Below are 20,532 nucleotides of genomic sequence, written 5' to 3'. Positions count from 1 at the left end.
GAGTTAAAAATTAAAAGTAAGCTGACGCGTGCTAACCACCGAACCGCTAACTCTTAACTTTTAATTCTTAACTTTTAACTTAAAAGGGTGTTTCCTGCTGGTTGGGGTCGATGTGGCCGAAGTTGGTGAAGTTGCCGCCCGGCGTGTTCAACGTATTGGCTTTGCTTTTGACAATGCCGCCCTGGTTTTCGAAGTTCTGCGCGCCGGACGTTTTGGCGTCGAAACCGGCCGACGGACCACTGAATGGGGGAGGAGTCTGCGGCATGAAGAACGCATCCAGATCGGCAAACTTGGTGTATTTGCCCACGAAGCGCAGTTGAACGGTATCCAGCGAACCCGACCGGTTTTTGGCAATGATGACCTCACCAATTCCGGATACTGAATTACCGGCTTCGTCGGCGCTAATGCCATAGTATTCAGGCCGGTACAGGAAGATAACCATATCGGCATCCTGCTCGATGGAACCGGATTCCCGAAGGTCGGAGAGTTGCGGTTTTTTGTCGCCACCCCGGGTTTCAACGGCCCGGCTTAACTGCGACAGGGCAATGACCGGAACGTTCAGCTCTTTCGCAAGGTTTTTCATGGCCCGCGAAATCGAGGCAATTTCCTGTTCACGGTTACCGCCCATTTTGCCCGACGTATCGCCCTGCATCAACTGCAAATAGTCGATCACGACCAGTTGAATATCGTGCTGGGCTTTCAACCGGCGGCATTTGGCCCGTAATTCCAGAATGGAAAGCGCTGGCGTGTCGTCGATGAAGATTGGCGCTTCGGTCAGTCGCTGGATTTTATGGTGAAGCTGCGCCCATTCGTGCGGAGCCAGATTTCCTTTTTTGATTTTTTCACTATCAATTTCCGCTTCTGCCGAGATCAGCCGGTTGACCAACTGCACCGACGACATTTCGAGCGAGAAAATCGCCACCGCCTGCCCAAAATCGACGGCAGCATTGCGGAGGGCGCTCACGACGAAGGCGGTATTGTGCGTAACGGTCATGTCCTCCAGGAGGAAGAGCCGGTTGCCATCAATCTCAAAACCGTAGTAGTCGTCTACCTTATCGTATTCAATTTCGATACCGGTTACCCGCCAGTCGACCGGACTCGCCCAGTGCCGCGCTTTTTTGCGGAGGATTCGAACCGGGATTCGGTTAATATCCCCATAAATCCGAATGCGGTATACTTCACTTTCAAAACCGATGCTGCGAATCGACGCTTTCTTGGCGTGAAGTGACGTTCGAAAGCCCAGCGAATTGCTCAGATACTGAATCTGCTGCGCAAAATCGAGGTACTTCGAGGTGATTTCGTATCCATTCGATTGTTCCAGAAAATGCCCGTCACTATCGATCAAGCCAGCCAGCAAACTCAACCGGTTGGTGGTCGAGTTGATCAGGTAGTTCGCCGGAATGTGTTTATTCTGTAGCAGGTTGAGTTGGCGTAATTCATTTTGCAGGGAGAAAAAAGTTCTTCCGCCCCGGCTGCCTTTCGTAATGGCGTAGTTCGCACATTTCCCTTCCTGCGTATACTCACAAACCTCCAGTTCCAGTTCGGCGGCATACTCCTGAGGGTAATTCACGATTTCCGAATCCTGCGTCGTAATCCGCGAACTGTAGGAGTGCCCGTCGCCGAGCCACAAACCGATGAAATATGGATCGACCGGTACGGTTTTTTCCGGAAATTCGACGGCTACTTTATAGCCTTTGTAATTCGATTTGAACTTGGTCGATTTGGTGAGGTAATCCCGAACCGTAATATTCAGAACATCGCCCCGGTGATGTGACCCCTCATTGCGGCTACGTTTCAGTGATAAAATATGGCTTTCATTGACCCGGTAATCGATCCCGTGGTTTTGGCGAACCCAGTACATGCGCTCCTGACCACGGGCGATGGAAAGCACCTGTCGGGGTGTCGAATCGTCGCCCATCAACAAATCACCCGCTTGAACATCTTCGACTTTTTTAAGCGTTCCGTCAAACATGACCACCTTCGTGCCTTTGCCCAGGCATTTTCCCATCCCGGGCCTTGCCGCCAGAATGATCAATTCCGACCGTTGCCAGCCGGAGGTCAGCCGGTCGAGGGCACTGAATCCCGACGGAACGCCCGTCAGGCCGTCTTTCATGTTCTTTTTCTGCTCCAGTTCTTCCAGCGCCTGCCGCATGATGGTGCTCATGTCGGCGTAGTTCTTGCGGATGTTGGATTCGGAAATCTTGAACATCGACTGCTCGATGCGGTCGAGGAGGTTGAAAACGTCGGTGGTATCCTCGTAGGCGTCGCGCTGAATCTCGTTGGCAACCGTGATGAGGGCGCGTTTGATGGACGCTTCCGCAATGACGCGGGCGTGGTATTCGATGTTGGCGGCCGAGGTGACGCGGGTCGTGAGTTCCGTCACGTAGCCACCGCCCCCAACGACCTCAATTTCACCGGTTTTACGCAGTTGCTGCGTCACCGTCAGCATGTCGACCGGTTCGGCATTTCCGAACAGGGTGACAATCGCGTTATAAATCCGGTTATTGGCTTCCTTATAAAAACTTTCCGGCTTCAGAATGTCGATGACGGCCGAAAGCGCATCCTTTTCAATCATCAACGCACCCAGCACCGCTTCTTCCAGATCGATGGCCTGCGGGGGCAGTTTGCCCAGCCCCGTTGGGGTCAACATATGGTTTACACCGTCGGAAAGGCTACGCCGATTGCCCATGTAAGGGGTCTTCCGAAAGTTAGAATTGGTAGGGCGATCGTTCTCCATGGCATTGCAAGTATAGCCAATCGGCGTTAGAATGAAAAGCCGACAGGCCGGATGTCGATCGGTTCCGGAACGGTTGGCAGGACACTAAGTTGTTGTCTCTAAAGTACATATTCCCCGGCTGGCGGGGTGAAAAAAAAGTGAAAATGTTTTTTGTTTTTAGCTTACGGTTTAATTCGATTTTATAGCCTTGCTGACCCATAGAATTCGGGGTTGAGGCTGGAAAAGGCAACTGATTAATCGTGAAGGATTTGCACAAATTTGGCAGGATTTGGAGATAATAATTGATAACTTTTGTTGTTTACTACGTATGATCCTCTAAATTTAGAAGGAAAATAAGGATCGGTCACACTGAAAATATGAACGGAGATTTGGTAGAAAAAGTAATCACCCTTGACAATGTATCGCTCATCGACTTTTTGGGAGTTGAAAACAACAACATCAAAGAGGTAGCAGCCGCCTTCCCGATGAGCAAGATTATATCCCGCGGGAACGAAATCCGTATTAAAGGGACGACCCCGGAGATTACGCGTATTACCGACATTCTGGACTCGCTGATCGAGCATTACCAGAAATACGGCAAACTCACCCACGAGAATGTTCGCAGCTTTCTCAAAAACAACGAACGCGAGCCGGTTGCGCTGCCCCAAACCGATGACAACGTGCTGGTGTACGGCACCAAAGGCGTCATCGTCCGGGCCAAAACCGCCAACCAGCAGCGGCTGGTGGATGTGTCCGAGAAATACGATCTGGTTTTTGCAGTAGGCCCGGCCGGAACCGGAAAAACCTACACCGCCGTGGCCATTGCCGTGCGCGCCCTGAAAAACAAGGAAGTACGGAAAATCATCATCACCCGCCCGGCGGTGGAAGCGGGCGAGAACCTGGGCTTTTTGCCCGGCGATCTGAAAGAGAAAATCGATCCGTATCTCCGCCCGATCTACGACGCGCTGGACGATATGATTCCCGCCGAAAAACTGAAACTCTACATCGAAAGCCGCACCATTGAAATCGCTCCGCTGGCGTATATGCGGGGACGAACGCTCAACCACGCGTTCATTCTGCTGGATGAAGCGCAGAATACGACGCCGATGCAGATGAAGATGTTTCTGACGCGGATGGGGCCAAGTTCCAAAGCGATCATCACCGGCGACCGTTCCCAGATCGACTTGCCCAAAAACCAGCGCTCCGGGTTGATTGAAGCCGTTGAACTACTGAAAGATATCAAAGGAATCGGCTTTGTAGAACTGGATGGCAGCGATGTGGTTCGTCACCGGTTGGTCAAAGAAATCATCTCCGCGTATGAACGGGCTGACAAATAGGCATCTTTTTGCTACGCTGGGATTTCTACTCAGCATCGGTCTAACGGAGTTACGGGCGCAAACGCCCGTAACTCCACAACGCTGTGGCATCGATGTGCGCGAAGAAACCTTACAACGGCGGGATGCGCAGCGATTAACCAAACGCCTGAAGCTCAACGAAAAGATTGAAGACCTCATTCGGCAGCGAACCGAAGAACCCGGAAAAGCCCGGGTGGGAGAGGTTGTTTACCGGATTCCGGTGGTGGTGCATGTGGTGCATACCAACTCGTCCGGTTTTGTGGGCGGGGCCAACAACTCCAACATTTCCGACGAGCAGATTGCCTCCCAGATCCGGGTTTTGAACGAAGATTACCGCCGGATGGCCGACACCCGGGGCTTCAACAGCAACCCGATTGGGGCCGACACCGGCATTGAATTTTTTCTGGCCCGCACCGACCCCGACGGGCTTCAAACCACCGGCATTACCCGGCATTACACCCAAAAAACGAGCTTTAACATCTACGACGGTTCCAGTGGTGACGACGTTCAGTTGTCGCAGATTGCCTATTGGCCCAGTGATCAATACCTGAATATCTGGGTAACGACCCTGCGAAACGATTACCTGGGGTACGCCCAGTTTCCGGAAGCGGAAGGCATCGACGGTCTCTCGTCCCTGGAAAATGAATTGACAGACGGCGTCATTATCGATTACCGGTATTTTGGCAGCGACATCGGGGCCGTTACGAGCCCAACTTACCGGTATGGCCGAACTACCACGCACGAAGTGGGGCACTGGCTGGGACTGATTCATACCTGGGGTGATGCGGTTTGCGGAACGGATTACTGCAACGACACGCCCCCGACCGAAAGTGCCAACCAGACGACGGCCTGCGCCGAGCGGTTTTCTACCTGCAACGGCACCCGCACCCGCAACCAGATCGAAAACTACCTCGATTATACGCCCGATGCCTGCATGAATCTGTTCACCCAGGACCAGCGAACCCGGATGCGGGCGGTGATCGAAGCCAGCCCCCGGCGTCAGCGCGTGGTGCGGTCGGCAGACCCGCTGCCCCAAACCGAATCGCTGACGGTGAATGTATTTCCGAATCCTGCCCAGAAACTATCGACAATTGAAGTGCTGTTCACCGGTTTTCAATCGTTCCAGGTCGACATCACCGATCTGTCGGGGCGGATCGTCCGCACCCAGAATTATACCGATTATCCCAGTTCTTCCATCAGCCTGCCGCTGGATACGCTGGCTCGGGGTGTTTATTTTGTAAAAGTACATACCGATAAAGAAACGGCGTCCAAAAGGTTGCTGATTCGTTAAATAACGGTTTACGGTTTTCTGTTTACGGTTTTTCGGTGCGGTTCCCCGCTGGGACTGACGTTTGTCTCTTCGTGATTCAATATTCGGTATTTATGATTCGATATTGTAAGAATGCGTTAGCCCCGGCGGGGAACCGCACCGAAAACCGAGAACAGAAAACCGTCAACCGACTAACTTTCCTGCCGTATGATTGAAGTGATTCAGGTTGTCCGTCCGGCTGAAATGCAGCAAGTTTTTGCCATTCGAGAGGCTGTGTTCGTTCAAGAACAGCACGTTCGGGCGGAAGATGAGTATGATGAATTTGAAACGAGCAGCCGCCATTTTCTGGCTTTCTGCGACGGTACACCCTGCGGAGCCGCCCGCTGGCGTACAACATCTAACGGTGTTAAGCTGGAGCGGTTTGCCGTTTTGGCCCCTTTTCGGGGAAAGGGTGTCGGTCAGGCGTTGGTTCGGACGGTGCTCGACGATGTGTTGAGCCAGCAGCCGGAACCCATCGAGTCGGTTTATCTGAACGCCCAGCTAACGGCCATGCCGCTGTATGCGAAGTTTGGGTTTAAAGCCGTTGGTCCGATGTTCGAAGAATGCGGCATCCAGCATTATAAAATGGTGCTACCCGCTTCGTCCTTTCCGGCCTGATGCTGCGCTGGAACGCCTTCCCGTTTGTTCGCTACGTCGTGGCGCTGATGAGCGGAATAACTGCCTATCTGTATTTTTCGGACTATTTCCGGCTTGTCACCGGCTTGTTCCTGCTCGGCTTCCTGAGTTTGGTGATGTTGTTTTTCGTAAGAAACAAACCCCATGCCGTCCTCAAAGGCATCGCCGGCTGGCTGACCCTGGGTGCCATCGGCTGGCTGGTGACTTCGTTGCATACCCCGCTGAACGACCCTTCGAACCTGGTTCACCTCCGCCGACCCATTCGGGCGTATGAAGCCGTGGTGGGCTCACAGGCCGAAAACCGCACCAAAACCTTTCGGCTGGAACTGGACGTACGGAAGGTGTTGACCGACCGGACCTGGAAACCGGCGAGCGGACGTCTCATCGTCTACATCGATAAAACCGTGGCCCAAAAACCGCGCTACGGCGATGTGTGGCTGGTTCGTGGGGAACCCCGGACGATCGACCCGCCCCTGAATCCCGGCGAGTTTAACTACAAACGGCACCTGGCCCACCGGGGGATCTACCACCAGCAGTATTTACGACCGAATGATCGAGTCATTCTGGATTATCATCCTTTAAGTCAGTTGACTGCACAAGCATATAAAGTAAACGAATGGGCCGACAGCGTTTTCACCAGTCATCTGGGGAACGGCCTGGAATTTGCCATTGTGAAAGCGATGATTCTGGGTATTCGCGACGGCATCGACCCCGAGCTGCAGCAAGCGTATTCGGCGGCCGGAGCCGTGCATATCCTGTCAGTTTCGGGGCTACACGTGGGGGTATTGTTTGCCGCCGTCAGTTTTGTGCTGGGTTTTTTGAAGCGCCGAAAGGGCGGAAAATACGTCTTTGCGGTGATCATGCTGGGATTGCTCTGGTTCTACGCCTTGATGACCGGTTTTTCCGCCCCGGTTTTGCGGTCGGCCTTTATGTTTAGCCTGCTGCTCATCGGCCAAACCCTGGGCCGCGCCAACAGTCCCCTCAATACGCTGGCGGCATCGGCCTTCCTGATTTTACTGCTTGATCCCTATGCGTTGACGACAGCCGGTTTTCAGTTGTCGTACCTGGCCGTTGGTGGCTTGACCCTCTGGTACGAAAGCCTGTACCAGAGCCTGACTTTTCGGTTCTGGCTAATTGATAAGCTATGGAAAGTGACGGCCATGTCGCTGGTGGCGCAAGTGATTACCTTTCCGCTGGGCGTGTATTATTTCCACCAGTTTCCCACCTACTTCTGGTTAGCCAATCCGCTGGTGATTCCGGTTTCGTCTCTGGTGTTGATTCTGGCAATGGGGTTACTGGTCGTGGGCTGGATTCCGTATCTGGGTTTGTTGGTCGGAAAAGCATTGTTTGCATCGATGTGGCTCCTGAACCAGTGCATCCTCCGGACGGAGCGACTGCCGCATTCCATCCTGAAACCACTCATGGCCAGCAGTTTTGAACTGGGGCTGTTGTATGCGATTATTCTGTTCGGAGCGGCTTTCCTGTTGTTCCGGGAAAAACGATTCGGCTGGTGGCTGGCCATCGGTGCGGTTTTACTGACCGGGTCGGTTGGCATGACTACCCTGAATCGAAAAAACCAGCGGTTGCTGCTGGTTCATTTTGTACCACACCAGTCGGCGATCAGTTTTGTAGAGGGCAACAGGTCGGTTTTGCTGAGCCGGGATTCGCTGTCGGATAAAAGCCGGGAAGTGACGTTTTACATCCGAAATACCTGGGATAGTCTGGGCGTCGACCGAATCACATATGCGCAACCGGATCAAACGAACCCCGGATTGCCTCTGTTTCAGAACCGGGCCATCACGCTGGTGCACTGGCAGGGAAAAAGTGTGCTGATCATCAATCGGCTGCCTGCCCGGAAAGGCTGGCGATTACCTGCCGTGATCGATTATGTCATCATCAGCCGGAACGCGTTGCAATCCTGGAGCCAACTGAAAGGACGCGTAGCCGCCCGGCATTTGATTTTCGATGATTCCAACAAAACCCCGCTGACGGACCGGTTGCTGTCGGACGCCCGAAAACTGGGCATTCCGTGTCATTCAGTCCGTCAGCAGGGCGCGTATCTGGCGACCTTTTGAGGATTATTTCAACGAAAACCCTGAGATTATTGACTCCGGAGGGGGCAATTTGCTAGTAACATTACGTGCCGCTGGCACTTACAAGCTGTTCGAGTTACCCGAGGAGAGCCCTGGAAGGCCTCCGGCCTTCACTCAAACAACTTCTTAAACAATTGTTAGGCATCATCATCTCATAGTTCGCGTTATTTCAACACTTTCCTTATAAAATACCGGTTGCCCAGCCGGATGGTGACCAGATAGAATCCTTTGGGCAACGACTGCACCTGAAGCGTCTGGTTGTGGCTTTTTTCGGTTTTGTTCCCACTCTGGCTGAGCCATTGTTTCCCGCTCAGGTCGGCCACTTCGATGTCAACGATCCCGGTTTCGGCGGTTTCAAACCCGATGGTCAACTGATTGACCACGGGATTCGGGAACACCCGGACCGCGGTGGTTTGTTCCCCGAGGATGACGGACAGAATTTTCGAATACGCCACCGTTCCATCCGTATCGACTTGTTTCAGACGGTAATAATAGGTGTCGGACAAGGCGTCAAAATCGGTATACCGGTAAACTTTCCGGCCATTTTGTGTGCCAAACGGGTCGATGACCTCGCCACTGACGGGTGAAAAATCAAGGGCGTTGCTGGATCGTTCAACGATAAAAAACCGGTGATTCAACTCGTTGGTCGTTTGCCACTCCAGCCGAACCCCGGTTTCCAGTGGCTGGGCGCGGAAGTAGGCATAGGTGACGGGCATGGCGGTGGTGCAATCCGTGCAGTTGGTGGACACCGTGGCCGAACCCAGGTTGGCGGGCGTAAAGGTGCCGGGAAGACAGACCAGCACATCCGGGGAGGTGGTCAGGGGATTGTTCAGAAAGGTTTGCCCATTCTGGGGTTGAGCAATCGACAAACAGCCTTTGGTCGACTGGGCGGTGGTTTGATTGGAACTATTGTTCTGGAAATACTGGGTATGAATTTGACCCATGTTGGCCATACAAATACTTCCACTGCCGTTGACCCGCGTCAGATTCGTTACATTGACCGTACCGCCATCGACCACCAGACTGCTGTTGATGTCCAGCGAGTTCATGTTCAACACCCCGCCGTTTTCAACGATTACCCGGACGTTGTTAAAACTGGTATTCGAGGGATTGGAAAGCGTGCCCTGCACCCGGATATCCCCCGAATTGGAGTTGAGATTGGACAGGCTTCCGGAATTGTAAATCAAGATGCCACCGTTCAGGTTGGAATTGGTAAGCGAACCGCCACTCATGCAGACAACAGCCTCGCTTGGAATGGTCAGGTTCGAAATGGCGGTGGTGATGCAGTACGTGCCGCTGGCCAGTGTTTGATTACCGGTGGTTAAGGCTACACAGCCCGAGCAGGAGGGAGCTGGGGGCGCACATTGTGTAAAGCCGGATTTTGGTAAAAATGTAACCAATAGAACGAAAAAGTAAATGATTTTTTTCACGGGAAAGTCTTGATTAATAGATCGATCCCAAAAGTATATTAGCTTGCATAGACAAGCAAATAATAGTAACTTTTTCTTAAGTAATTCCTGCAAGATGCGCACTGGAGCACGGGCAACTCTGCCTCATCACTGTGCCGTCCAGCCGCCGTCGATGGGCAGAGCCGCCCCGGTTAAGGTAGCCGCACTTTCGGATGCCAGAAACAGGCAAAGTGCGGCAATGGATTCGGCGGGGATGAACTGTTTGAGAGCCTGTTTGGCCAGCAATACCTTTTCGATCACGTCTTTCTCCGAAAGCTGGTGCGTTCGGGCCTGATCGGCAATCTGCTTGTCTACGAGGGCGGTTTTGACGTAGCCGGGGCAGATGGCGTTGGCGGTAATGCCGCAGGGGGCACCTTCGAGGGCGATGGTTTTGGTAAAGCCAATCAACCCGTGTTTGGCCGCGACATAAGCACTTTTGTATTCGGACGCCACCAGACCGTGGGCCGACGCGATGTTGATGATCCGGCCGAATTGCTGATTTTTCATAAACGGCCAGACGGCTTTCGTCAGGTGAAAGGCCGAAGTCAGGTTCACACCGAGAATGGCATCCCAACGGTCTTCCGGAAACGCGTCAATCGGTGAGACGTACTGAATTCCGGCGTTGTTGACCAGCACGTCGATTCTTCCGAATTTTTCCCCGGCCCGGCTGACCATCGCCCGCAGGGCGGCCGGGTCCAGCATGTTGGCCGGATCAAATACCGCGTCGATGCTGAATTCTGCCGCCATCGTTTCGGCCAGTTGGGGGCCGTTGGCTTCCAACCCGTTCACAATCAGATTGTAGCCATGCTGGGCAAAGGCCGTGGCAATGGAAAGGCCAATACCGCTGGTGCTTCCGGTAATCAGGACGGTTCTTTTTTGTATCATTTCAGGATGAATTAGCACCCAAAGCTACAATAGGGCGTGAATAGTTTGGTCACCGAAAGGGGGTTTTCCGGGCCGAATGTGTGCTTCGGCCCGGAAAACCGCTTACTTTTGTAAAACCGTTCGTTTATGAATTCATAACCAACCCGATGTAGTATGGCCTCCTTCGATATTGTCAGTAAAGTTGATTTGCAAACGTTAGATAATGCTATCAATGTCGCTATCAAAGAGATAGCGAACCGGTATGACTTGCGGAACAGCAAAACCAGCGTGGAACTCAATAAGAAGGATTTCACGGTGAAGATCGATACCGACAACGACATGAGCCTGAAATCGGTGGAGGATATTTTGCTGACCCGCGTGATCAAACAAGGGGTCGATGGGCGGAGTCTGGACTTTACGGCCGAGCCCCACCAGTCGGGAAACCGCCTGCGGCATGAGCTCAAAGTCCGGCAGGGACTCGACAAAGACCAGCAACGCAAAATCCTGAAACTGATCAAGGAAAGCTTTCCGAAACTGACCGCGCAGGCTATGGATGATCAGGTGCGGGTGACCAGCAAAAAAATCGACGATCTGCAGGCCGTCATCGGCATGTTGCGTCGGGCAGAGCTGGAAATATCTTTGCAATTTGTGAACATGAAAAGCTAAACTTTTTTGCTGCACACTGCGTTCGTCAGGTATGGAAAAACTGGAAAAAATCCGTAAAGCCTATACCGACTTTGTGCTTGAAAACGGAACCCCACCACCGAGCGTTTTTCAATTTGCGAAGAAGCTGAAAATTTCAGAAGCGGACTTCTATGAGGAGTACACTTCGTTCGAGTCGATTGAAGCGGATGTCTGGCTGGCTTTTTTCAAACAGGCCCAGCAAACCGTCGAAGGCGACCCGATTTATCAGACGTATTCGGTCCGCGAAAAGCTCCTCGCGTTCTATTATACCTGGGTGGAGGTGTTGAAAGCCCAGCGCAGTTTTGTGGTGTTCAGCTACCACCAACTGCGCCCGTCTACCACCAATCTGTCGCCCATGGCCAAAGCCCGGATGGGAAAACCGTCGGCCCGCGTCCTGCAACGCTTTAAAGAAGCCTACTACGATTACGTCCGGGATCTGCTGGCGGAAGGCCGCGAAAGCAAGGAGGTCGAACCCCGGCCATTCCTGTCCGACCGCTACGCCGATGGGTTGTGGACCCAAACCCTGTTCATCCTGCATTTCTGGGTCAACGACGTCAGCAAGAATTTTGAAAAAACCGATACCGCCATCGAAAAATCGGTCAATACCGCCTTCGATCTGATCGGCCGCTCCCCGCTGGATTCGTTGTTCGACCTGGCGAAGTTCATCTATCAAAATAAATGATGAATGATGGATGATGAACGATGATTGAATATGGCAAACCATTCATCGTTCATCATTCATAATCCATCATTCCCAACATGAAAACGCAAAACCATATCCCGACCACCAAAGTTGCCCGGGCCAGCCAGTTTGTGAAAGCGGGTGTGAAAGTCGGCGGGAATTATTTGAAGCATTACGGGAAAAAGCTGCTCGACCCCAGCCTGACGAAGGAGGAACTGCATCAGGACAATGCGACGGATATTTACAATGCCCTGAGTGAACTGAAAGGCAGTGCGCTGAAAATGGCGCAGATGCTGAGCATGGACCGCAACATCCTGCCGCGGGCCTACGTCGATCAGTTTGCCATGTCGCAGTATTCGGCACCGCCCTTGTCGGGGCCGCTGGTGGTCAAGATGTTCCGGACCTATTTTGGGAAATCACCCCAGCAGATTTACGACCGGTTCGAGATGGAAGCGGTCAATGCGGCATCCATTGGTCAAGTGCATCTGGCCTGGAAAGACGGCAAGAAACTGGCGGTGAAGGTGCAGTATCCGGGCGTAGCCGACAGCGTCAGTTCCGATTTGCGGATTGCCAAACCGCTGGCGATCCGGCTGCTGAACCTGAACGAAAAGGACATCAACCGGTACATGGGCGAGGTAGAGTCCAAATTGCTGGAAGAAACCGACTACGAACTCGAACTGAAACGCTCGATGTACATTTCGGAGCAGTGTGCATCGATTCCGAACCTGGTTTTTCCGCGTTATTACCCCGATCTGTCGAGCAAGCGCATTCTGACGATGGACTGGCTGGACGGTTTTCACATGAAGGATTTTTTGAAAACGAATCCGTCGCAGGAAATCCGGGACCGCATCGGGCAGGCGTTGTGGGATTTTTACAATTTCCAGATTCATGACCTCAAGCAGGTCCACGCCGATCCGCACCCTGGTAACTTCCTGATGCGGGCCGACGGCACGATGGGCGTCATCGACTTCGGCTGTGTGAAAGTGATCTCCGAGTTCTTTTACGACAATTACTTCCGGCTGATCAACTTCGACATGCTCGACGACGAGGAAGCCACCCTGGAAACGTTCCGCAACCTGGAGTTTATCGTTCCCGAAGATTCGCCGAAAGAGCAGGCCTTTTTTGTCGATCTGTTCAAGAAAATGATCGTTTTACTCGGAAAACCGTTTGAGAAACAGACCTTCGATTTTGGGGATAATTCCTATTTCGACACCGTGTATGCTTTTGCTGAAGAACTGGCCCAGGTGGAAGAACTGAAAAACTCGAAAGTGGCCCGTGGTTCGCAACACGGTTTGTATATCAATCGAACGTATTTTGGGTTGTATTCGATGCTCAATGAGTTGAAAGCCAGAGTCATTACGCACAAGCCGGATTGGCTGGTTTCCAAAAAACTGCGACTGGAAATGGAAAATGCGGCTTGACAAGCGGGTAAATAGTTTTAAGTTTATGGCTGAAACCATTGGCAATGGTCAATTGACCATCGTCGATTGACCATTGACCATAACCTGAGATGGATGAGCAAGCCCCGGTTTGACGATATTTTCATGGAACTGGCCGTCAATCTTTCGAAGCGGTCGCACTGCATCAAAGCGCAGGTGGGCGCGGTGTTGACGAAAGAAACCCGGATTATTTCCATTGGTTACAACGGCCCACCGTCGGGAACGCACAATTGCGACGAAGAATTTCCGGACGTGGGCTGTCCGCGCGATTCGAAAGGAAGTTGCTCGCTGGCGCTTCACGCCGAGCAAAATGCAATTCTGTACGCGGCCAAAAACGGTGCGGTGATCGAAGGCGCAACCATCTACGTTACGTTGTCGCCCTGCATCTCCTGTGCGCGGATTATCTTCAGTATGAAAATTGCCAAGGTGGTTTTTCTGCATTCCTACGCGCAGTACAAAGGCATTCCGACCGACGAGGGTGTCGAGTTTTTGCGTAAATTCGGTGTAGAAACCGTCCAATACCAGCCCACGGCGGGGTTTGAAACTGTGCTTGCGCAGGGCGACCCGCATCTGTAGGCGGTCTGATCGATGAATATATTAGCACATGCGTACCTTTCGGGCGATGATGAGGGGCTGTTGATCGGCAATTTTATCGCAGATTTCATCAAAGGGAATCCCGGTCATCCCCGGCATGGGTTATCGGTGGCGGTGCAGCGCGGCATCTGGCTCCACCGCCAGATCGATCAGTTTACGGATCATCATCCCCTGGTGGAGGAAATGCGGATTCTGGTTCGGCCCCGCTGTCATAAATACGCCGGAGCGGCTATCGATGTGTATCTGGATCATTTTCTGGCGGTTCACTTCACGCAAATCTCCGGCCGCTCGTTAACCGAATTTGTCCCGGCCTTCTACCAGTTTCTGAAAAACCACCGGACTCAACTGCCCGATGCCGCCTGGCGCATGGCTGGTTACATGATGCAGCACGACTGGCTGACGAATTACCAGTTTTTGGAAGGCATCGACCGCAGTCTGAAAGGAATGGCCCGACGCACGGCTTTTCCGTCGAATCTGGACACCGCCATCGCGGATTTGAACGATAATTACGATAGTTTTGAGGAGTACTTCCACCGGTTTTTTCCTGAATTGCAGCAACATGTGCGTGATTTTCAGGGGATGAACCCGCCGGTTTTGTGATCGTTTCCTTTCTTGTTTTATTACGTATATAGTACACCGTTATGACCCCTGCTATTGACCAGATTCTGAAAGACGTTCGGAAGAAGAACTTTGCTCCCCTGTATTTGCTGCACGGTGACGAAACGTATTTCGTGGATCTGATTGCGGATGAAATTGAAAAAGTAGCGGTTCCCGAGCACGAAAAGGGCTTTAATCAGTTTACGGTTTTCGGCAAAGACACCCAGGTAGGAGCGGTGATTAACCTGGCCCGGCGCTATCCGTTCATGGCCGACCGGCAGTTGGTGCTGGTGAAAGAAGCCCAGCAGATGGGCGGTTTGAATGAAAAAGCCAGCCAGTCGTTGCTGGAAGACTACGCCAAATCACCGCTGGCTTCCACAATTCTGGTTTTTTGCCATACCGGCCCCTACGACGAACGCAAAGCCCTCGCCAAAGCCATCGGCCAAAAAGGCGTGTTGCTGAATTCCAAAAAACTATACGACAACAAAGTTCCGGACTGGATCGGGGACTATTGCCGCCAGCAGAACGTAAAAATCAGCCTAAAGGCCATCCAGATGCTGTTCGACTACATCGGCAACGACCTGAAACGGCTGGCCAGTGAGATCGATAAAATCATGATCAACCTGAAAGTCGGCGAAGAAATCAGCGCCGACACGGTGGAGCGGCTCGTCGGCATCAGCAAGGAATACAATGTGTTTGAACTGCAAAAAGCCCTTACGCTGCGGGATGTGTTGAAAGCCAACCGGATTGCCGATTATTTCGGCCGGAATCCGAAAGACAATCCGTTGCCGCCGATGCTGATCATTCTGTACCAGTTTTTTACAAAAGTGTTGATGGTACAGGCCTCCCGCGACCAATCCGAAAAAAACTTGTCGACCTTATTGGGTGTTCACACTTTTTTTGTGAAGGACTATCTGCAAACTGCCCGGGCCTACCCGCTGTGGAAAGTGGCCGGCATCATTCACTCCATTCGCCAGGCCGATGCCTTGTCGAAAGGCATCGATGCACCATCCCTGAACGAAGGCGCTATTTTGAAGCAATTGGTGTACGAGATTCTGCATTGACGTTTCGCCCCCACCCCCTGAAGGGGGCTTAAAAAAACGGATGCCTTAGCCCCCTTCAGGGGGTGGGGGGCAAAACCGAGAGAGCAAAAACGCAAAAAACCGCCTGAGGGGGCGGTTTTGCTTTTCGTAGCGGGGACGAGAGTTGAACTCGTGACCTCAGGGTTATGAATCCTGTGCTCTAACCAACTGAGCTACCCCGCCAGATTTTTCGTGCCACAAAAGTAAGAAAAAAAACATCTACTCCAACAAACCTTTTTAAGTCTCGTGTTAAAATTCTGCTAACTTTGCCACATTACCTATTAAAAATCACTGATATGGAAAACTATAAATTTATTGCGGAATACGAGCTGCGGGCATCTCCAAAGGTCCTTTTTCCCTATATCAGCACGGCTTCGGGCCTCTCTCAGTGGTTTGCATCGAAAGTAAATGTCCGGCCGGATCATCAGTTTGATTTTTACTGGGACAACGAGAGTCACCCCGCCAAACAGGTTTCCATGCGTCAGAATAAAAGCGTTCGGTTCGAGTTTTTGAATGGCAATGACACCCCAACCGGTGAACATACCTACATCGACTTCCGGGTGGATGTCAGTGAACTGACCCAGTCAACGTTTCTACGCATCACCGACTACTCTTCCAATACCGATCCCGACGAACTTAAATCGCTCTGGAACAGTTTAATCGATAAGTTAAAAGAAATCGTGGGAAGTTGATTGCCAATGAAAAAAATTGACAAGCTCATACTGAAGTCGTTTTGGGGGCCGTTCGTATTGACGCTTTGTGTAGTCGTGTTTATCTTTCTGATGCGTCTGATGATGTTTTACATCGACCAGTTTGTATCGAAAGACGTTGAATTGCAGGTTTTTGCCAAAATTCTCTTCTATTTCAGCCTCATCACCATTCCCATTGCCCTGCCGCTGGCGGTGCTGCTGTCGTCGCTGATGACCTACGGGAACCTCGGTGAATTCTTTGAACTGACGGCCCTGAAAAGCGCCGGGATTTCCCTGACCCGGGCCATGCGTCCCCTGCTGATCGTCGCCACCGGTATTGCCATTTTCTCCTTCTGGTTCAACAACAAAGTCGCGCCCTGGGCCAATCTCAAAGGCTACAGTCTGTTGTGGGATATTAAATCGTCGAAGGCCACATTGAGCATCAAAGAAGGGATTTTTTACAACGATCTGCCCGGTTACAGCATTAAAGCGGATAAGAAGGATGGCGAAACCCTGCGCGGCATGGTGATTTACAAGCATCAGGAAAACGGCATGGAAACCGGAAACCGCGAAATTATTCTGGCGGATTCGGGGCGCATGTTCACCACGCCCGACAAGCAATACCTGATTTTTGAGCTGTATAACGGCAACGATTACACTGAATACACCGATAATACGAGCAGCGTGTCTTACGCCAGCAACGGTTCGCCCAATCAACTGGCCAAGTTTCTGCGGAATGGGTTTCAGCATTATAAACTGCGAATCAGCCTGGATTCGTACGGTTTGAAACGGACGGACGAACAGCAGTTTGAATACCACGAGTACATGAAAAATCTGACGGAGCTGGCCACGCTGACTGATTCGTTGAAGAAAGAACTGAAGGCCAGTCTGGCCGGAACGGCAACGACTTCCCGGCAATACTACAGTTACCAGTTCAAACAGCCGCAGCCCGTCATCGTTACCAACCCCAACACGCCGGTGCCGCCCGTGGTGAAGGCCGGCAAGTGGATCGATTCGCTGCTGGCGCGACCCGTGGAGGCCCGAATCCAGGGCGAAACCAATGAAATGGCCTTGTCGCAGGCCCGCAACATGCTTTCCTACGCCGAATCCAACCAGACCTATCTGAAAGAGAAAGGCAAAACCGTCAACCGGTATGAACTTGAGAGCCACCATAAGTTCACCCAGGCCATTTCGTGTTTCATCATGTTTTTGATTGGCGCACCGCTGGGGGCAATTATCAAGAAAGGCGGGTTTGGGATTCCGGTGCTGGTGTCGATTATCTTCTTCATTCTGCTGTATGTGTTGACCCTGACGGGCGACAAATACGCCAAAGACGGGTTGATTTGGGTGCCGGCCGGGGCCTGGATGGCGAATGCGATTTTACTGCCGGTTGGGCTGTACCTCATGAAACAGGCCCGAAACGATTCCCGGCTGTTTGACAAGGATGTCTACGTCATCGCCTTCGAGCGGCTGAAAAAGCGGTATATCAACTGGCGCACGAGCCGCCGGGAAACCCGGGTGGCCTGAAATATTCTGCGCCGGTTTTTCAGCATATAAGAAATAAAATCGTACTTTTGCATTTCATTCATTTTTTCATTACTATTAGCTATCTGACGATGTATTTAAATACCGAGAAAAAGCAAGAAATCTTTGCTGCTCAGGGGTTCAACAGAACTGCGGAAGACTCTGGGTCGGCTGAATCTCAGATTGCACTGTTCACATTCCGGATTAACCACCTGACAGAGCATCTGAAAAAGCACAAACACGATTATGGCACCCGGCTTGGCCTGCTGAAACTGGTAGGAAAGCGCCGTCGGTTGCTGGATTATCTGATTAAAAAAGATATTAGTCGTTACCGGGCCATCATTGTCGAATTAGGTCTCCGGAAGTAATTCCTTCTTTGCATCAGGGAACCCCTCAAACCGGTTCCCTGATTTCATGTTTTACGTTTCCTATTTACGCTGTTTTTTAGATTTTTTTACGTTCGGATGGTCCGACGAAGCGGTCTGCGAGTAAGTTTAGTATAGTTGCGGTCTTTCAGTAGAAACAATCGGTTTATAAAGCGGCAGTCGTGTATTATTCTCTAAAGTATGTCACAAATCATCACGCAATCCATTAACCTTCCAGACGGACGTACCATCACCATCGAAACGGGCAAACTGGCCCGTCAGGCCGATGGTGCCGTAGTTGTTCGGTTGGGCGATACCATGTTGCTGGCAACAGTGGTCTCGAATAAAGAAGGAAAAGAAGGCGCAGATTTTCTGCCCCTTTCCGTTGATTATCAGGAAAAATTCGCGGCTTCCGGTCGCATTCCGGGTAGCTTTCAGCGCCGGGAAGGCCGGTTGGGCGATCACGAAGTATTGATCAGTCGCCTGGTTGACCGCGCCCTGCGCCCCATCTTCCCCGAAGATTATCATGCCGACACCCAGGTCATGATCACGTTGATTTCGGCGGATGCCGAAGTTCTGCCGGATGCCCTGGCGGCTTTGGCGGCATCGTCCGCCCTGGCGGTTTCGGACATTCCCTTCAACGGGCCGATTTCCGAAGTACGGGTTGCTAAAATCGACGGCGCTTATCAGATTAACCCCAAAACCTCCGATCTGGAACGGGCAACGCTCGACCTGATCGTGGCCGCTACGGCGAAAGACGTTTGTATGGTCGAAGGCCAGATGAACGAGTGTTCGGAAGAAGAAGTGGTCGAGGCCATTAAAGCCGCTCACGAAGTCATCAAATTGCAGTGTGCCGCTCAGAAAGAACTGGAAGCCGCCGTTGGCAAACAGGAGAAGCGGGTCTACAGCCACGAAACGCACGACGAAGAACTCCGTCAGTTGGTTCACCAGCAGTGTTACGACAAAGTTTACGCGGTGGCCCTGCAGGCGAATAAAAATAAGAAAGTTCGCAGCGAATCGTTCAAAGCGGTTTTCGACGAATTCAAGAATATTCTTTTCCCGGATGGCGACGTCGATGGCTTTAAATTGTCATTGGCGAAAACCTATTTTCACGATGTCCAGTGGGAAGCCTCCCGCCGATTGGTGCTCGATGAGCGCTATCGCCTGGACGGCCGGAAGCTGGACGAAATCCGCCAGATCACGACCGAAGTCGATTACCTGCCTTCGGCCCACGGTTCAGCGGTGTTCACTCGCGGTGAAACCCAGTCGCTGACCACGGTGACGCTCGGTACGAAAATGGATGAGCAGATCGTCGATCAGGCCATGCTGCAAGGTTATTCCAAATTCCTGCTGCATTACAACTTCCCGGGCTTTTCGACGGGTGAAGTGAAACCGAACCGGGGTGCCGGTCGCCGGGAAATCGGTCACGGAAACCTGGCGCACCGCGCGTTGAAGAAAGTACTGCCTCCCGAAGCCGACAATCCGTATACGATCCGGATCGTTTCTGACATTCTGGAATCCAACGGTTCGTCATCGATGGCCACGGTTTGCGCCGGAACACTGGCGCTGATGGATGCCGGGGTGAAAATCAAAGCACCGGTGGCCGGGATTGCGATGGGATTGATCACGGACAATGCCGGTAAATACGCCGTTCTGTCCGATATCCTGGGCGACGAAGACCACCTGGGCGATATGGACTTCAAGGTAACGGGTACCGAAGCCGGTATTACCGCCTGCCAGATGGACATTAAAGTCGATGGTTTGTCGTACGAGGTGCTGACTGAGGCTCTGCATCAGGCCAAAGCCGGTCGTTTGCACATTCTGGGCGAAATGAACAAGTCGTTGACGGCGCCCCGTCCGGAACTGAAACCGCATGCCCCGCGCGCGATTACCATCAAGATCGACCGCGAGTTTATTGGCGCCGTAATCGGGCCAGGCGGTAAAGTGGTCCAGGAAATTCAGAAAGAATCCGGTACGACAATTGTCATCGAAGAAAAAGACAATGCCGGGTATGTTAACATCTTCTCGACCAACCAGGTCGGCATGGACAAAGCGGTTTCCCGGATTCGGGGCATCGTCACCGTTCCGGAAGTGGGCGAGATTTACGATGGAAAAGTAAAAACCATCATGCCGTTCGGAGCGTTCGTTGAGTTCCTGCCGGGCAAAGATGGGTTATTGCACATTTCCGAGATCAAGTGGGATCGTCTGGAAACCATGGATGGCGTACTCGAAGTGGGTGAAGAGGTACGGGTGAAGTTGATTGAAGTCGACAAAAAAACCGGAAAATACCGTCTCTCGCGGAAAATACTACTGCCCAGGCCCGTGAACAAAAATCCAGCCTGATTTGTTACATTTCAGTGTACAGAATCAGTTTATGATTTCGTTACCAATTGGACTTGCGTAGGCGGTCAGCCGATGAAGTAGTATTAAAACCGGACTGCCGGAAGGCAGTATT

17 protein-coding genes and 1 tRNA gene are annotated in these 20,532 nt (G+C 52.1%); 14 read left to right on the top strand and 4 right to left on the bottom strand.

What is annotated here, in order from left to right; all coding sequences use genetic code 11:
* Positions 1-79: 79 nt before the first annotated feature.
* Positions 80-2,737 carry a replicative DNA helicase gene (dnaB, locus tag ACS5NO_RS26530; protein ID WP_439417931.1) on the bottom strand — a complete coding sequence of 886 codons (2,658 nt, stop codon included), beginning with the start codon at positions 2,735-2,737 and terminating at the stop codon, positions 80-82.
* Positions 2,738-3,105: 368 nt separating this feature from the next.
* Between dnaB and ACS5NO_RS26525 the strand changes: the two genes are divergently transcribed.
* The 4 genes from ACS5NO_RS26525 to ACS5NO_RS26510 all read left to right on the top strand — a co-directional run bounded on the left by ACS5NO_RS26525 (position 3,106) and on the right by ACS5NO_RS26510 (position 8,091).
* Positions 3,106-4,053 (top strand): PhoH family protein, encoded by a 948-nt coding sequence (locus tag ACS5NO_RS26525; RefSeq protein ID WP_439417996.1) that lies wholly within the window; start codon positions 3,106-3,108, stop codon positions 4,051-4,053.
* Positions 4,034-5,362: a M43 family zinc metalloprotease gene (locus ACS5NO_RS26520; protein WP_439417930.1), complete on the top strand. Its 1,329-nt coding sequence runs from the start codon at positions 4,034-4,036 to the stop codon at positions 5,360-5,362. Before ACS5NO_RS26525 ends, ACS5NO_RS26520 begins: the two co-directional genes overlap by 20 nt.
* Positions 5,363-5,548: 186 nt before the next feature.
* Positions 5,549-5,998 (top strand): GNAT family N-acetyltransferase, encoded by a 450-nt coding sequence (locus tag ACS5NO_RS26515; RefSeq protein WP_439417929.1) that lies wholly within the window; start codon positions 5,549-5,551, stop codon positions 5,996-5,998.
* Positions 5,998-8,091 (top strand): ComEC/Rec2 family competence protein, encoded by a 2,094-nt coding sequence (locus ACS5NO_RS26510; protein ID WP_439417928.1) that lies wholly within the window; start codon positions 5,998-6,000, stop codon positions 8,089-8,091. The genes ACS5NO_RS26515 and ACS5NO_RS26510 overlap by 1 nt, the downstream gene beginning before the upstream one ends.
* A 182-nt stretch (positions 8,092-8,273) precedes the next feature.
* On the opposite strand, the gene ACS5NO_RS26505 is transcribed toward ACS5NO_RS26510, so the two are convergent.
* Both ACS5NO_RS26505 and ACS5NO_RS26500 read right to left on the bottom strand, forming a co-directional pair.
* Positions 8,274-9,539: a T9SS type A sorting domain-containing protein gene (locus ACS5NO_RS26505; RefSeq protein WP_439417927.1), complete on the bottom strand. Its 1,266-nt coding sequence runs from the start codon at positions 9,537-9,539 to the stop codon at positions 8,274-8,276.
* 126 nt (positions 9,540-9,665) lie between these two features.
* Positions 9,666-10,442, bottom strand: coding sequence for a 3-hydroxybutyrate dehydrogenase (locus tag ACS5NO_RS26500; protein WP_439417926.1), 777 nt, complete (start codon positions 10,440-10,442; stop codon positions 9,666-9,668).
* A gap of 153 nt (positions 10,443-10,595) precedes the next feature.
* Here ACS5NO_RS26500 and ACS5NO_RS26495 point away from each other — a divergent pair, with 153 nt between their 5' ends.
* The 6 genes from ACS5NO_RS26495 to holA all read left to right on the top strand — a co-directional run bounded on the left by ACS5NO_RS26495 (position 10,596) and on the right by holA (position 15,481).
* Positions 10,596-11,087, top strand: coding sequence for a YajQ family cyclic di-GMP-binding protein (locus ACS5NO_RS26495; protein WP_138991838.1), 492 nt, complete (start codon positions 10,596-10,598; stop codon positions 11,085-11,087).
* 31 nt (positions 11,088-11,118) lie between these two features.
* The gene (locus ACS5NO_RS26490) at positions 11,119-11,787 is read left to right on the top strand and encodes a TetR family transcriptional regulator C-terminal domain-containing protein (protein WP_439417925.1); all 669 of its coding nucleotides are present in this window, start codon (positions 11,119-11,121) and stop codon (positions 11,785-11,787) included.
* 77 nt (positions 11,788-11,864) lie between these two features.
* Positions 11,865-13,208 (top strand): ABC1 kinase family protein, encoded by a 1,344-nt coding sequence (locus ACS5NO_RS26485; RefSeq protein WP_439417924.1) that lies wholly within the window; start codon positions 11,865-11,867, stop codon positions 13,206-13,208.
* Positions 13,209-13,301: 93 nt separating this feature from the next.
* Positions 13,302-13,802 (top strand): deoxycytidylate deaminase, encoded by a 501-nt coding sequence (locus tag ACS5NO_RS26480; RefSeq protein ID WP_439417995.1) that lies wholly within the window; start codon positions 13,302-13,304, stop codon positions 13,800-13,802.
* A gap of 12 nt (positions 13,803-13,814) precedes the next feature.
* Positions 13,815-14,420, top strand: a complete 606-nt coding sequence (locus ACS5NO_RS26475; protein WP_439417923.1) for an acyl carrier protein phosphodiesterase — start codon at positions 13,815-13,817, stop codon at positions 14,418-14,420.
* A gap of 41 nt (positions 14,421-14,461) precedes the next feature.
* Positions 14,462-15,481, top strand: a complete 1,020-nt coding sequence (gene holA, locus ACS5NO_RS26470) for a DNA polymerase III subunit delta (protein ID WP_439417922.1) — start codon at positions 14,462-14,464, stop codon at positions 15,479-15,481.
* Between the two features lie 127 nt (positions 15,482-15,608).
* Here holA and ACS5NO_RS26465 read toward each other — a convergent pair.
* A tRNA-Met gene (locus tag ACS5NO_RS26465) sits at positions 15,609-15,682 on the bottom strand.
* Between the two features lie 113 nt (positions 15,683-15,795).
* Here ACS5NO_RS26465 and ACS5NO_RS26460 point away from each other — a divergent pair.
* From ACS5NO_RS26460 to pnp, 4 genes are all read left to right on the top strand, one after another.
* Positions 15,796-16,191, top strand: coding sequence for an START-like domain-containing protein (locus tag ACS5NO_RS26460; RefSeq protein ID WP_114406601.1), 396 nt, complete (start codon positions 15,796-15,798; stop codon positions 16,189-16,191).
* 6 nt (positions 16,192-16,197) lie between these two features.
* On the top strand, positions 16,198-17,715 hold the full coding sequence (locus ACS5NO_RS26455; protein WP_439417921.1) for an LptF/LptG family permease: 1,518 nt from the start codon (positions 16,198-16,200) through the stop codon (positions 17,713-17,715).
* Between the two features lie 89 nt (positions 17,716-17,804).
* Positions 17,805-18,080, top strand: a complete 276-nt coding sequence (rpsO, locus tag ACS5NO_RS26450) for a 30S ribosomal protein S15 (protein WP_114406728.1) — start codon at positions 17,805-17,807, stop codon at positions 18,078-18,080.
* Between the two features lie 198 nt (positions 18,081-18,278).
* Positions 18,279-20,420: a polyribonucleotide nucleotidyltransferase gene (gene pnp / locus ACS5NO_RS26445; protein ID WP_114406603.1), complete on the top strand. Its 2,142-nt coding sequence runs from the start codon at positions 18,279-18,281 to the stop codon at positions 20,418-20,420.
* The last annotated feature ends 112 nt before the right edge of the window (positions 20,421-20,532 follow it).

Origin of the sequence: Larkinella fluvii (genome assembly GCF_051857545.1) — a bacterium.
GTDB lineage: Bacteria > Bacteroidota > Bacteroidia > Cytophagales > Spirosomataceae > Larkinella.
The sequence above is the reverse complement of the archived record's forward strand: the minus strand, read 5'-3'. Positions and strand labels throughout refer to the sequence as shown.

Excerpts from the sequence above, each read along its gene's own strand:
- dnaB (WP_439417931.1), bottom strand. The coding sequence starts at position 2,737 with ATGGAGAACGATCGCCCTACCAATTCTAACTTTCGGAAGACCCCTTAC.
- ACS5NO_RS26520 (WP_439417930.1), top strand. The coding sequence starts at position 4,034 with ATGAACGGGCTGACAAATAGGCATCTTTTTGCTACGCTGGGATTTCTA.
- ACS5NO_RS26515 (WP_439417929.1), top strand. The coding sequence starts at position 5,549 with ATGATTGAAGTGATTCAGGTTGTCCGTCCGGCTGAAATGCAGCAAGTT.
- ACS5NO_RS26510 (WP_439417928.1), top strand. The coding sequence starts at position 5,998 with ATGCTGCGCTGGAACGCCTTCCCGTTTGTTCGCTACGTCGTGGCGCTG.
- ACS5NO_RS26500 (WP_439417926.1), bottom strand. The coding sequence starts at position 10,442 with ATGATACAAAAAAGAACCGTCCTGATTACCGGAAGCACCAGCGGTATT.
- ACS5NO_RS26495 (WP_138991838.1), top strand. The coding sequence starts at position 10,596 with ATGGCCTCCTTCGATATTGTCAGTAAAGTTGATTTGCAAACGTTAGAT.
- ACS5NO_RS26490 (WP_439417925.1), top strand. The coding sequence starts at position 11,119 with ATGGAAAAACTGGAAAAAATCCGTAAAGCCTATACCGACTTTGTGCTT.
- ACS5NO_RS26485 (WP_439417924.1), top strand. The coding sequence starts at position 11,865 with ATGAAAACGCAAAACCATATCCCGACCACCAAAGTTGCCCGGGCCAGC.
- ACS5NO_RS26480 (WP_439417995.1), top strand. The coding sequence starts at position 13,302 with ATGAGCAAGCCCCGGTTTGACGATATTTTCATGGAACTGGCCGTCAAT.
- ACS5NO_RS26475 (WP_439417923.1), top strand. The coding sequence starts at position 13,815 with ATGAATATATTAGCACATGCGTACCTTTCGGGCGATGATGAGGGGCTG.
- holA (WP_439417922.1), top strand. The coding sequence starts at position 14,462 with ATGACCCCTGCTATTGACCAGATTCTGAAAGACGTTCGGAAGAAGAAC.
- ACS5NO_RS26460 (WP_114406601.1), top strand. The coding sequence starts at position 15,796 with ATGGAAAACTATAAATTTATTGCGGAATACGAGCTGCGGGCATCTCCA.
- ACS5NO_RS26455 (WP_439417921.1), top strand. The coding sequence starts at position 16,198 with ATGAAAAAAATTGACAAGCTCATACTGAAGTCGTTTTGGGGGCCGTTC.
- rpsO (WP_114406728.1), top strand. The coding sequence starts at position 17,805 with ATGTATTTAAATACCGAGAAAAAGCAAGAAATCTTTGCTGCTCAGGGG.
- pnp (WP_114406603.1), top strand. The coding sequence starts at position 18,279 with ATGTCACAAATCATCACGCAATCCATTAACCTTCCAGACGGACGTACC.